At 60.3% G+C, this 11892-nt stretch carries 10 protein-coding genes and 2 pseudogenes; 8 read left to right on the top strand and 4 right to left on the bottom strand.

The genetic code is table 11. The annotated features are described in order from the left end of the window. Window positions 1–377: 377 nt before the first annotated feature. The 3 genes from BRA1417_RS41270 to BRA1417_RS0132080 all read left to right on the top strand — a co-directional run bounded on the left by BRA1417_RS41270 (window position 378) and on the right by BRA1417_RS0132080 (window position 2227). A complete protein-coding gene (locus BRA1417_RS41270; protein ID WP_245286302.1) occupies window positions 378–1037 on the top strand; it encodes a hypothetical protein in 660 nt (219 codons plus the stop codon). Window positions 1038–1208: 171 nt separating this feature from the next. Next, window positions 1209–1976, top strand: coding sequence for an imm11 family protein (locus BRA1417_RS0132085; protein WP_156949014.1), 768 nt, complete (start codon window positions 1209–1211; stop codon window positions 1974–1976). Between the two features lie 35 nt (window positions 1977–2011). Next, window positions 2012–2227, top strand: a complete 216-nt coding sequence (locus tag BRA1417_RS0132080) for a hypothetical protein (RefSeq protein WP_027519289.1) — start codon at window positions 2012–2014, stop codon at window positions 2225–2227. A gap of 564 nt (window positions 2228–2791) precedes the next feature. On the opposite strand, the gene BRA1417_RS41260 is transcribed toward BRA1417_RS0132080, so the two are convergent. Then, window positions 2792–4210, bottom strand: coding sequence for a hypothetical protein (locus BRA1417_RS41260; RefSeq protein ID WP_051448424.1), 1419 nt, complete (start codon window positions 4208–4210; stop codon window positions 2792–2794). 341 nt (window positions 4211–4551) lie between these two features. Between BRA1417_RS41260 and BRA1417_RS44405 the strand changes: the two are divergent. Next, a pseudogene (locus tag BRA1417_RS44405) lies at window positions 4552–4717 on the top strand (IS5/IS1182 family transposase); the annotation flags it as partial. Between the two features lie 727 nt (window positions 4718–5444). Here BRA1417_RS44405 and BRA1417_RS0132060 read toward each other — a convergent pair. The 3 genes from BRA1417_RS0132060 to BRA1417_RS0132050 form a co-directional block, all read right to left on the bottom strand. Then, the gene (locus tag BRA1417_RS0132060) at window positions 5445–6983 is read right to left on the bottom strand and encodes an FAD-dependent monooxygenase (protein ID WP_027519288.1); all 1539 of its coding nucleotides are present in this window, start codon (window positions 6981–6983) and stop codon (window positions 5445–5447) included. A 244-nt stretch (window positions 6984–7227) separates the two neighbouring features. After that, the gene (locus tag BRA1417_RS0132055; protein WP_027519287.1) at window positions 7228–7572 is read right to left on the bottom strand and encodes a response regulator; all 345 of its coding nucleotides are present in this window, start codon (window positions 7570–7572) and stop codon (window positions 7228–7230) included. A gap of 82 nt (window positions 7573–7654) precedes the next feature. Then, the gene (locus BRA1417_RS0132050; protein WP_027519286.1) at window positions 7655–7846 is read right to left on the bottom strand and encodes a hypothetical protein; all 192 of its coding nucleotides are present in this window, start codon (window positions 7844–7846) and stop codon (window positions 7655–7657) included. Window positions 7847–8193: 347 nt separating this feature from the next. On the opposite strand from BRA1417_RS0132050, the gene BRA1417_RS0132045 reads away from it, so the two are divergent. From BRA1417_RS0132045 to BRA1417_RS0132030, 4 genes and pseudogenes are all read left to right on the top strand, one after another. Then, window positions 8194–8493: a hypothetical protein gene (locus BRA1417_RS0132045; RefSeq protein ID WP_027519285.1), complete on the top strand. Its 300-nt coding sequence runs from the start codon at window positions 8194–8196 to the stop codon at window positions 8491–8493. A gap of 62 nt (window positions 8494–8555) precedes the next feature. Continuing rightward, window positions 8556–8967: pseudogene (locus tag BRA1417_RS45775) on the top strand (GNAT family N-acetyltransferase). Window positions 8968–9201: 234 nt separating this feature from the next. Next, entirely contained in the window at window positions 9202–10470 is a 1269-nt protein-coding gene (locus BRA1417_RS0132035) for a CaiB/BaiF CoA-transferase family protein (protein ID WP_027519284.1), read from the top strand. A 188-nt stretch (window positions 10471–10658) separates the two neighbouring features. Continuing rightward, a complete protein-coding gene (locus tag BRA1417_RS0132030; RefSeq protein ID WP_027519283.1) occupies window positions 10659–11888 on the top strand; it encodes an acyl-CoA dehydrogenase family protein in 1230 nt (409 codons plus the stop codon). Window positions 11889–11892 lie beyond the last annotated feature (4 nt).

The following is an 11892-nucleotide window of genomic DNA, read 5'->3' as shown; positions in this document are numbered from 1 at the left end:
GGCGCGGTGATGGATCAAGCCTAGGCCGCCGGTTTCGGGCCGTCGTTGTCATTTGCTAGTTGTTTGGAAGAATCTTTTGGAAGTGCAGCGCGGCAAAAAAAGAGGCCCCAGCTCGCGGGGGGCTTGGGGGCATTGAGCTGGGGCCCTTGGGGTCACCCTTGGGGAAGGGTATCGGGAAAACTTGGCAAGGGCGGGAATGTTCCTGCATCAAATGACAACGGCGAAATTGGTTAGATCGATCGATGTTGCGTGGTCTCATGATGCAGGTAAGGAATACCGATTGACGACGTTCTTGATTTGTTCTAACGAAGCAAAGTTTCAACCTCTGGGCGCGAGCGGAAGTTGTCGGGCTCGCCGCAATTTTTCCGGGGCAGTCGATGAGTAACTCGATTCTCTCTCTGGTCTTATTGGATAATCCCGTGACGCCGGATATGTTGGCGGTTGCCAAGGCCATCCGTGCGCGACATCCTGAGCTGGCAACTGAGGGTGCTGAGAACGGAGACGCGCAACAGGTTCAGGCAAACTCGCCGCTCATTCGCTGCGGCAACGACCTCGTTGCCGTCATGTCCATGCCGGCGCGCATTCCTGACGATCCCGGCTTGTGGTCGCGCGCTTCCACGACATGGCCGCAGGCTAAGGCGGCCGCGGCGCGGCACCGTGGGCATCTGATCGTCTCAGTGCTTGGCCAAAATCAGCGTCCGTTGCCCGCCGCTCGTCTGACGACGGCTGTCATCGGCGCATTGATCGCGACCATGCCGGAATGTTGCGCTGTTGTATGGAATGGCAAGGTCGCACGATCCGCCGAACTATGGTTGGACATGTCCAGCCGATCGTTTGCGCCGTATCCAGACTATCCTTCCTCACTGTGGGTGGACATATTGCCGTTCCGATCAAAGACAGGCATCGGAGCAGTAACGATGGGGCTGTCAGCTTTTGCTGAGCGTGAAATCGAGTTCGAGACCCACAAGCTGACGCTTCCAACACTGATCAACAAGGTGGACGGCCTTGCCTCTATCTGGTTGAGCACGGGCTTGTGATCAAAGACGGCGATACATTCGGTCGAGATTCGCGCGAGCGCTTCTCGGCCCGCTACCAGACCTCCGATCGATTCGAAGGCTTGCCTGTTCTTTTCTGTACCGACGGTTTGGCATGATTGACCGGAACGATACGCGAGGGGAGCTGCGTGCATCCCATTGAGGATAGGTCATTTGACACGTCGGGCAAAACACTGGCAGAATGCCATCATCGAGATGAATTTGAGCCCGCGGGGATTGCCGCGGGCTTTTTTATTGGCAGTGGATGGTAGTCCTTCGCCGTGCCCCGATGGGCATCATGTTCAATGGGATGTAGTCATGGGCGAGGAAAGGGCAGTTTCTATCGCGAAACGACCCAGAGCGCGAAAGCGCCGCTTTTACGAAATGGGTCCCGACTACGGCGTGGGAGGCAAGGCGGGCTATTGGCTCGAGGACGAAAGTATCCTTCCTCCCTACAAGGTATTCCGCCTGCCGGCTTCTACCACGCCTGCGCCCTTCGTGGTTGATAGATCGGCTGGCAGCTTGCCGATTGACCTGGAGCCTTACTACGGATGGTGGCTCGTTTCGGATCGGACAAAAGCAGTATTGGAGCGGCTTGATCCGGGGGCCTTTGTGTTTGTGCCGTGCACGGTGCGAGTGCCGCATGGTAGTTACGATGGCCCGGACTATTGGCTCTGCGATGTTGTTCGCGTCCTTGATGCACTTGATGAATCGCAATCGCGTTTGACCATCCGAACTGAGGACAATCCTCGCTCGCTCCAATTCGGAAAGAAGGTCTACTTGACCATGCTTGGCTCCAAGCTGGTCTTTACGGAGGCTGCAGTCGGCGAAGCCCATATCTTTCGTATGGCTCATAGCGAGGCTGACGTCGTATGCGATCAAGACATGAAGGATGCCTGCAAGTCGGCCGGTCTGATGCATAGTCAGTGCAGGTCATACTAAACTGTCGGGGCAGCTCAATCCTGGGGACACATACCGTGCAGATTAAGCTACCCGAAACGGACCTCAAATCAGCCCAGAGCCTCCTAACCATTGAACTCAAGGATGGGAGCGGCCAGCACGTGGGCCAATACTTCTTCGGAAAGGGACACGGCCGAACGGTTTTCCTGTTCGGCAAGTACAAGGGCGCCTTCAAAACGCACGCTGAGTGTCAGGCCTTCGTCGACGGCGTTCTTGCAGTGCTCTTCCCCTGAGAGTGGGTAGCAGCGACCGCCCTGAAAGGCTGGATTTCATGAAATCACGAACCATGCTCGGTCTAAATTGACCAGATATGCTAGGACCAAGTCTTCGGTCTGAGCCTGGAGTGCGGCGTTCCGATAGATGACAATCTCGGACTCGTCAGCCCTGCGAACTATCAACTTCGCCGTCGAGAAGCAAAGCGGCACGCCGTTCGACGTCATCATCAGGTCCTCACGAACCAGTCCTCTTGGTATAATTCGAACGCCTTCCGGAAATTCTTCGCCTCGAACGCGAACGTAGCTTTCCCGTCGACGTCCATTACGAATACCAAGCCCGAAAAAAGCAGTTATTGACACTCACTTTCATCAGCATCGGACAAGCCCGTGCCAATATAGTCATACAAAACTCTTAAGGCGCGATGACAGGGACCGACATTTAGGTGCGCTCAAGCCAGTCAACCGGCGATGTGAGGAAGACTCCTTTTGGCCCGTTTGAGCCCTATCCACTGGTTCGGCGATTGTTCGCTTCTCGGGGAAGACCTGAAACGACGCTCATACTCTCGAACCGGCGATAATGACCTAAGAGAACGTCTCGTTGGTTAAGTTAACTAGCTGCTCTTCCGCAACGCCAGGTGTTCCTGCTTCTTGACCGCTGGTGGGCGCCTGTTGCGACTCTTTCAGGAGCAGCAGCGCCGCAGCTGTGACGAGACCGGTGGTGAGCAGGTACACGGGCGATATGTTCAAACCGGGCCCCTCGAAGACCAGATAGGCGAACAGTCCCGCGGTCGACACGATGAAGCCGAGCCAGGCAAGGCTCGGAAAACGAAATCCACGTTCGCCGCGCCAAAGATCAAGCACGAGGTAGTACACGAGAATGGTGTTGCAGAGTGCCGCCGGCAGCACGCCCAGGACGATTCCGCTTTCGAACGCCAGATAGGATAACATGCCGTTGACCTGGGCAATTACCGCGAAGGGGACATAGCGCGGATTGAGGCAGGCCAGGGCGATCGACGCAAGCTCGAACGCGTAGAAATACCGCTCGTGCATCTTCGGGAGCAGGTACGGCATGAGCATGAGCGATACACATGCGGCGAGCAGAATAAACTCCGGCCCCGCCCGTCGGGAGCGCGCGATGAAGATCGACAAGGCGAGCCCGCTTGCCGCCGCGAGCACCATGCCGAGGGCGACTCCAATCGCGTACGGCATGCCGCCAGCCAACACCCAGATGTTCGCTGCGTTCATGGTGAGGCGATCGAAGGTGTGAGCCTGGTCCAAATAGACTGCGAACACGGAAGTCAGGGATCTGCCGGCGACGAGAACCGGAATGGCGAGAACCACATAGATCCCGGGAACGGTGGCGAGCCATGCCAAGTGAATCCTGCGGCGCAGAATCATGCCGAGCACGAAGGGTCCCAGGAACACGCCCTGAGCCTTCACCGAAAAGGCCATCGCAAATGACGCAACGCCGTTTCGATCCCGCATGAACAGCGCGACGGAAACCAGCGTGAAGAAGGTCCAGATCGAATCACTCTCCGCCCACATTGCGCCGTTGAAGATCACCGTCGGTGCAAGCCAGACAGCGCAGAAGGCCAGGGAGGCGCGCAATGGCAGCCTTGTCGCTCTCCAGACGATCTGGGCCACGGCGATCGCGCAGCCCAACTCGAAGACTGCCGAGATCGCTTTCACGAGGGAAAGTGGCTCGCCCAGCCAATCAAATCGGGTGGCAATCAGCAGGAGGTAGCTGTAAAACGGCGTGTAGTTGGTAAAGGCTTCGGCCAGCCCGGCGACTCCGTGATCGCGCGCAAAGACATACCACGGGATCAGGAACTGAAAGGCGTCGTCGGTCGCGTGCTCCCGGGCGAGGTAACGGAGCCCAAGGCCTGCAAACCCGCACACCATCACTAGGCCGATCGCAAGCGGCGAGTTCGTGGGCAACGTCTCGTTAGGACTGATGCAGAGGCCGGGATCGGCCGACGTGCCGATAGTGTCTTTTTTCACGCGATCGCTTTTGCTGTTGGGGTCTTTGAAGGCGCTGCGACTTCTTTTTTGTGATCAACCTAGACGAGCAATCACTTCCAGTTTCATAAAGAGCGGTTCTGCCATGGGGCAATTTCTCCCAGAAAGATTGCTTGGTTAGCAAAGCCTTAGTGGAACTGATGATCGTTTAAAGTGGGCCGGCCGCAGGGACGCGAGTTCGCATTGGGCCGCCTTCATGGTCCTCACCTCGCCGAACGCGCCCGTGGAAGATGCGTTGACCGCTTGGTCGCCGGCGAGCATTAGTTGCGCCTCCTCGTGTCGATTAAAGGGCCGCGCCGGTTGCAAGGCCGTTCGCGTGATCTCATCCGTTCGGCACGATGAAGGGGTTGAATGGGAGCAACACACTTTCTCACCACAAAGTTGCCAAAGGTGGCGATCGAGATGGCGCTCAATGTGCTCGCCTACAACATCAAGCGCGCGATTATGATCGTGGGCGTAGGCGGATTGCTAGGGGCGATGCAGGCATGAGGTCGGCTCTTCGCAGCCAAATCAGCCCCTAGATGAAGCTTCTGGTTGTCAGGAGGTCGATCCCATCGCATCAAAGCCCCGGTGGCCGCGGAATGCGCCGGTAGGCCTCAAGTTTCACTGTTTTCACAGGGGCTGGGCCCTTAGCGGACATGCGAAACGATGCTCAACAAGGGCCGCTATTGGACGCGTCGCACCATTTACTTCGGTTGCACAAGGCGGCTGCTATTGAAGTGAAGCGGGTGTTCTCAACGATGGACAGCATAGCATCGTAGAGCCCAATGGATTTGATACGTCGGGCAAACCTGGCAGAATAACATGATCGAGACGAGTTTGTTTTCGCCCGCGCCGGGCCTTGCGCCGCGGATTTTGCGTCTCGAATAACTGATTTGAAACTGTAGAGGCATTTTCCCTATGTCTGAAATTGTGAAGTTCCAGCCGCGCTCTAAAGCAGTTCGCAGGATGAGGCATGAGCACGGAAGCGAAAGGGGCGTCGAAGTCGCGTTGAAGCAGGTAGGGGCACCGGATGGCCACAATGGATCGGCGATGGGCTAGCATATGAACCGGAAAGGCCGGCTCTGGAATTTGGCTTGCCCGGAAACGCAGCCGCACCGAAAGCCGATGAGCGGCGCAACCTCCGAATCTTGAGTCGCGTTGCAAAAACCTGATACTCAACAGCCTGCGGCGAACCGCGGGCTGTTTGTTTCGGCGGCGGGTGCACTGCTTCTCGTTAAGCCGCAGGCGCCCCGAACCACCTCGTCAGCGCGTCCGCAAGTCCGTGATGACCTTGATCTCTCACCCAGGCCACGTGCCCGTCCGGCCGCACCAGCACGGCGCCTGGTACTGCGACTTGTCCGACGTTCGGAAGCTCCCAGGCGCCGTCGTGTTTGACATCCACTGTTTTGATGCGATCAGCCCATGGTGCGGTATCGAAGCTATTCTTCTCGCCAAGATTGAACAGCAAGCCCCGCGCGTCGTGCAGCAGCGTGAATAGTCGCAGCGGACGCCCTTCGAGTGTCAAATCGAGATCGGGGATGCGGCGCCCGAGCAGTGCGTGTCCTTTGCCGAGATCATAGTGCACGTCGAGCCCGCTCATCATCGCGCCAAAACGCTTACGCGGCTCGTCCATGCCGAGCAGTTCGGAGACGATTTCGCGCGCGGCCTTGAGGCCGTCCTCGCCGCGGCGGAGCAGGGCGATTTGCGCCATGGTGTTGCGCAGCACGCGCGCGGCGACGGGATGGCGCTCGGCGTGGTAGGTGTCGAGCAGGGTTTCGGGCGACAAACCCTTGACCACTTGCGCGAGCTTCCAACCGAGATTGACCGCGTCCTGCAGACCGGTGTTGAGGCCCTGCCCGCCGACAGAGTGATGGATATGCGCGGCATCGCCGGCGATTAGCACGCGTCCGCTGCGATAGGACACGGCCTGCCGTGCCGCATCGGTGAAACGGGAGATCCAGGACGGGCTGTGGAGTCCGAAGTCGGTGCCGTACACGGCGACGAGGGCTTCGCTGAGATCGCGGGGGCCAGGCGCGCCGGTGCGATCGAGCGTCGCTTCCGTCACAACGACCAGCACGCGCCCGCTCTCGGTCTTGCTGAGGCCGTGAAAGCCGAGCGCGTCGTGACGCAGGCCCCATTCCGGCTCCACTCGCATCTCGACTTCGGCCATGAGGTTGCTCAGCGTCGGACCTGTGCCGACCAAGTCGATGCCGGCGGCCTTGCGCACCAGGCTGCGGCCGCCGTCACAGCCGACCAGATAGTTTGCGCGCAAGGTCTCGCCGCCGGAGAGCGTCACGTCGATGCCGGTCTCGTCCTGCGCAAAACACGTCACCTCGCGGTTGCGATAGATCGGCACCGCGAGCTCGCTGACCCAGTCAGCCAGGATGCGCTCGATGTGGCTCTGCCGCAGGGCGAGCCCGTAAGCGTGGCGGGTGGGGAGGTCGCTGATGTCGAGCCTGGTCCAGGCGAAGCCCGCGAGCTGGGTGATCTGTCCTTCGCGCAGGAAGCGATCCGCGACGCCGCGCTGGTCGAGGATCTCGATGCTGCGCGCGTGCAAGCCGCCGGCGCGCGTGCCTGTTAGCTCCTGGTCGGCGCGCCGTTCGACCACGGCGACGTCGACATGCGCGAGCGCGAGCTCCGCGGCCAGCATCATGCCGGTCGGGCCAGCGCCGGCGATCACCACCGCGTGGTCTTTCACTTGGTCTTGAGCGTGGCGGGCGCCAGCCCCTTTGACGTGGTCGCGCGTCCGGGACGTCGGAAGCAGTACAGGCATGTGATGACCCTCGGTGTTGGATGGTGTTCGGGTCGAGGGTTCTACGGCAGGGTCGGGGGCTTGAAGCAAGCCCGTTGCACACCACATATCTGAGTGGGAAGAGAGAATCCTTTGTCCGCGTTCGCCGCGTTGACACGCCGGGCAAAACACCGGCATGATGCCATCATCGAAAAAGAGTTTGGTTCAACCCGCGCGGACGCGATCCGCTGCGGGTTTTGTTTTGGGTTTTCTGGGCTTGCGACCTTCAGCAGATGCCGGTGGTCCGCTGCATGGTGCTGGCGAGTTCCTCGAACGAAAACGGCTTTCTGATCATGGGAAGGCCGTCGCGCCGGGGTTCACGCCCGGACAATTGCAGGATCTTCAGTTCCGGGCGGTCTCGCCTGACCCGCTCGGCCAGTTCATGACCGTCCATGCCAGGCATGTTGATGTCGGTGATGAGGATGGAGATATCCTGGTTCTGCTTGAGCCGGTCGAGCGCATCGTGGCCGCTCCGGGCGCTGATGACTTCGCAGCCGAGATCTTCCAGCATCTCAACGATGACGTCGAGCACGCTGGGATCGTCGTCAACAACCAGTACGGTATGGCTCATCGCACAACGTTCCTTCTGAAGGAATAAACGCGGCCGCCGTGGCGTAAGTTCCGGCGAGATGCGCCCCCGTCTGCGGAGCGGCCTAATCGTCCTTCGACAAATGGCCGGGTTTGGTGGGAAGGTCGATGGGGCCGCCCTCGCCATTCACGAGATCGCAGTCCTTGTCGCCGGCGTCCTCAACGACGGCTTCTAGCGTGTCCCGCTCCTTGTCGCTGCGCGGCTTTCGTCCAGGAAGATTTGGCGACGTGTTTTGTGAGGTCGTCTTGAGTGTCATCTGCCGGCCCTCCTGATCGCCTAACGCGGCTTAAGCGAATTCGTTCGTTTGACACGTGAGCGAAAACACTGGCAGAATGGCATCATCGAAACGAGTTTGGTTCACCCGCGCGGAAAGCTTCCGCCGCGGGTTTTTTCGTCTCGATCGAGATCGGATGACCGCGGCGCGTTGCAGCCACTCGTCGAACCTGGTGCGCCGCCGGCCGTACCATTGCTGGTCGCGGACGCGCGAACGTGGGGGCCCACGGCGCCGGGCCAGTGCTCGCGCCGCTGCGGTCTCCGGAGCCAATTTGGTGTCTCCTACTTCGCTACGCGCGGCTTCGAGAACTTTGAAAGGATCATCAAGCGGTGAAGATGACAGATGATGAAGTCAGGGCGATGGTTGCCGAGATGCTGGCTGAGCAACACAGGCTTCAGCAGGCGAACTTTGATGCCATCGTATTGCGGACGGTGGCATCGATGCTGGCGTCTTTCGGAATTGATAATGACGATCGAAAGGAGCTAAGGGCGGATTTTCAGCATCTGCGCCGATGGCGAACGAGCGTCGAGCAGGCGCAGAGCTACACGCTCAAGGCCGTGATTACGGTGATCGCCACCGGTCTGATGGGTGTGGTTGGGCTAAGCGTCAAGGTCGTGCTCGGCAAGTGAGCCTCAGCCGCGACGACATTGCTGCATTCCACTCACGTCGTCGTCACCCAACGGACCGTCTCATGCACAGAATTCGCATCGTCGATGCATCCGATGGCGACATCGCCGATACATTGGTTGACCTTCACCGGTTGACGTACTTCAATGCGGCTCCCTTGCCGCAATTCAAGTTAGGGGCGTGGTGGCTTGCCTATCACGGCGATGAGCCAGTAGCTTCGCCGATGTCGTCCCGTCAACACACGTTCGAAATGGCTCCAGGGTGTGTTGCAGCGGCACCGGGGACGTGACCTCCAGTGCAGGCTGATGCGGGTGATCGAGGCAAGGGCACGGCGTACTGGACGGGACAGCATCGTCCCGGATACGACGGACAATCCGGTGTCTGCCAATAATTCATCCGGGCGGGCTATCGGCTTTTCGAACCCCATGTGCCCTGGGCTTGGCCGCATACGGTACTGGCGAAAGCCGCTTCGCTGAACGAGGAGCCAAGTTTCCCGTGGTGCGGAACGCGATTCACGCAACGCAAAAATGGTTCGCGCGAGATGAAGCGAAACACGGAACGTTCAAGGCCCGGCAGCTTGATAGCTGCCGGCCCTGTTTGCGTATTGAAGCGATGCGGGCGAAGGACTTGCGAAGTCCGCGGTGCCGGGCTTTAAGTTTGCTCCTGTGGAAAATTCGGCAACGATAAGCCGATGTAAGGGAGCGCCGTCGATGCCCACCAAGCCTCAATTGCCGGAACGTTCGTCGCGGGCGACGGGCGCGCCTACCGCGCTCGATGGTCTGCTGGTCGTCGATTTCACGCGTGTGGTTGCCGGCCCGGCCTGTACGCAGACGCTTGCTGATTTCGGCGCACACGTCATCAAGATCGAGAATCCAGACGGGGGCGACGACACGCGTGCGTATGAACACGCCGAGATCGGTGGAGAGAGTGCTGCCTATCTGAGCCTCAATCGCAACAAGCGCGGCATCGCGCTCGACCTTACCGTGCCGGAGGCTCGTGAGATTGCGCTGGATTTGATTCGCAAGGCCGACGTGGTCGTCGAGAACTTTTCCGGCGGGGTCATGAAGAAATTTGGCCTCGACTATGAAGCTGTTGCGCCGCTCAATCCGCGGCTAGTCTATTGCTCGATCTCCGCCTACGGGCGCACCGGACCGTTTGCCTCGCGTCCCGGTTTTGATCCGATCACGCAGGCGGAAAGCGGCTTCATGTCGCTCAACGGATTTGCCGATGGCCCTGCGGTTCGCACCGGCCCGCCCATCGTGGACATGGCGACGGGGATGTCTGCCTGCAACGCCATCCTGATGGCGCTGTTGGCGCGGGATCGGCTCGATCGCGGTCAGCATGTCGAGGTCGCCCTGTTCGACGTCGCGATGGGCATGACCGGTTTCTATGGCATGGCCTATCTGATCAACGGCGAAAATCCCGGCCGGTTTGGCAATTCGCCGAGTGGCTCCCCTACCGTCGGCGTGTACGAGGCCTCTGATGGGCCGCTTTACATGGCCTGCGCGAACGACCGGCTCTATCGCCGGCTGGTGGTCGAGGTGCTGAACCGGCCGGATCTGATCACCGATCCGCAGTTTGCAACGCGCAGGGCGCGTTCCGAGCACAAGGAGCTCTTGCGAGCAGCCATCGCGGAGGTCTTTGCAAGCGACACCCTCGAGAACTGGATGACCAAGATGAAGCTGGCCAATATCCCGGTCGGCTATCTCCGGACGGTCGAGGAGGGGTTCAATGCACCGGAGGCGCGAGCGCGCCATCGCTTGAACCGGATTCCACATCGTACGGCGGGATGGGTCCCGAACATCGAGCCGCCGATTGCCATGAGCTTGACCGGCCCGATTGATCCTGTGGCTGCTCCATTGCTGGGCGAGCACACGGAGCAGGTCTTGCGTGACACGCTCGGTTACGACGAGCGTCGGATATCCCAGTTCACCCAAATGGGCGTCTTCGGCTCGGGCAAACCTGCCTCGTCGGGCTGAGCCTGAGCGTTGATCCTACAGGCCAGGCCTCGCGCGGCTTGCGGATCACGGCTTGGCGATGCTGGCGCCTTCGCGGCATCGCATCCTTCCTGGCAGCCGGGTTCAGGGCGACCATACCCAGCCAGCGCGGCCTTGGCTTGATTTGGCAAGGGTCTCGCCGCATAAATGCATGAAAGCGAGGGATACGAATGGCGCCTGGTCAAGAGCCGAGCGTAGGTCGGGCCGCGGGGGCGCGATCCGATGAACCTGCCCATGTGGCAATGGTCGCGAAGGCCCGCGCGCTCGTCCCACGGCTGCGAGAGCGGGCGGCGCGGACGGAAGAGCTGCGGCATCTGCCGCCCGAAACGGAGAAGGATCTGCACGACGCGGGCCTGTTCCGGATGCTTCAGCCGAAGCGCATTGGCGGCGCAGAACTCGATTATGTCGCCTTGATCGACTGCGCGGACCTGCTCGGACGGGCGGACGCGTCGGTGGCGTGGAATCTGGCCAATCTGGCGAGCCATCACTGGATGCTCGGCATGTTCGAGTCGACGGCGCAGGATCTGGTCTGGGGCCTTGATCCGGACGCACTGATCGCGTCCTCGTTCATTTTTCCCGCCGGACGTGCCACGAGAGTGGAGGGCGGATACCGGCTCCATGGCAGCTGGCCGTTCTCCTCGGGCGTTGCCTCCTGCGCATGGAACATGCTTGCAAGCGTCGTCTACTCCGACGACGAGGCGGACGGCATCGAGTATCGGATATTTCTGCTGCCGAAAGCCGACTACAAGGTCCTCGACACCTGGAACGTCGCGGGTCTGCGCGGGACAGGGTCCTGCGACGTGGAGGTCAGGGACGCTTTCGTGCCCGAGGAAATGACGGTTGCAGTCGGCGATCTTGACGGCGGTCCGACGCCGGGAAGCAAGCTCAATCCCAACCCACTGTATGCGCTCCCCGTGTTCTCGCTGTTTCCCTACGTCCTCTCCGGCGTCGCGCTGGGGAACGCGCAGGCGTGTCTCGACGATTATGCGGAGGTCGTCCGTCATCGCATTTCCACCTACAACCACGCCAGGCTGAGCGACTTTCAAAGCACCCAGATCAAGATCGCCGAGGCCTCGGCGAAGATCGACGCTGCACGCCTGATCATGCGATCGGCCTGTCTGAATGCCATGGAGGATGCACGGCGGGGTCATATCCCCGATATGGCGACCAAGACCAGATATCGGCGCGACGGGGCCTTTTCAGTGAACTTCTGCACCGATGCGGTGTCGATGCTGTTTGCCGCGAGCGGAGCACGGGGCCTGTTCACGACGGGCGCGTTGCAGCGGCAGTTCCGCGATGCGCACGCGATCAATTCGCATCTCGCGTTCAATTTCGATGCAGCCGGGACCAACTATGGACGCGTGGCGTTAGGCCTGCCGTCCGAGAATCTCACGCTGTGAGGCC

Source organism: Bradyrhizobium sp. WSM1417 (assembly GCF_000515415.1).
GTDB lineage: Bacteria > Pseudomonadota > Alphaproteobacteria > Rhizobiales > Xanthobacteraceae > Bradyrhizobium.
This window is presented reverse-complemented; position numbering and strand designations above follow the sequence as displayed.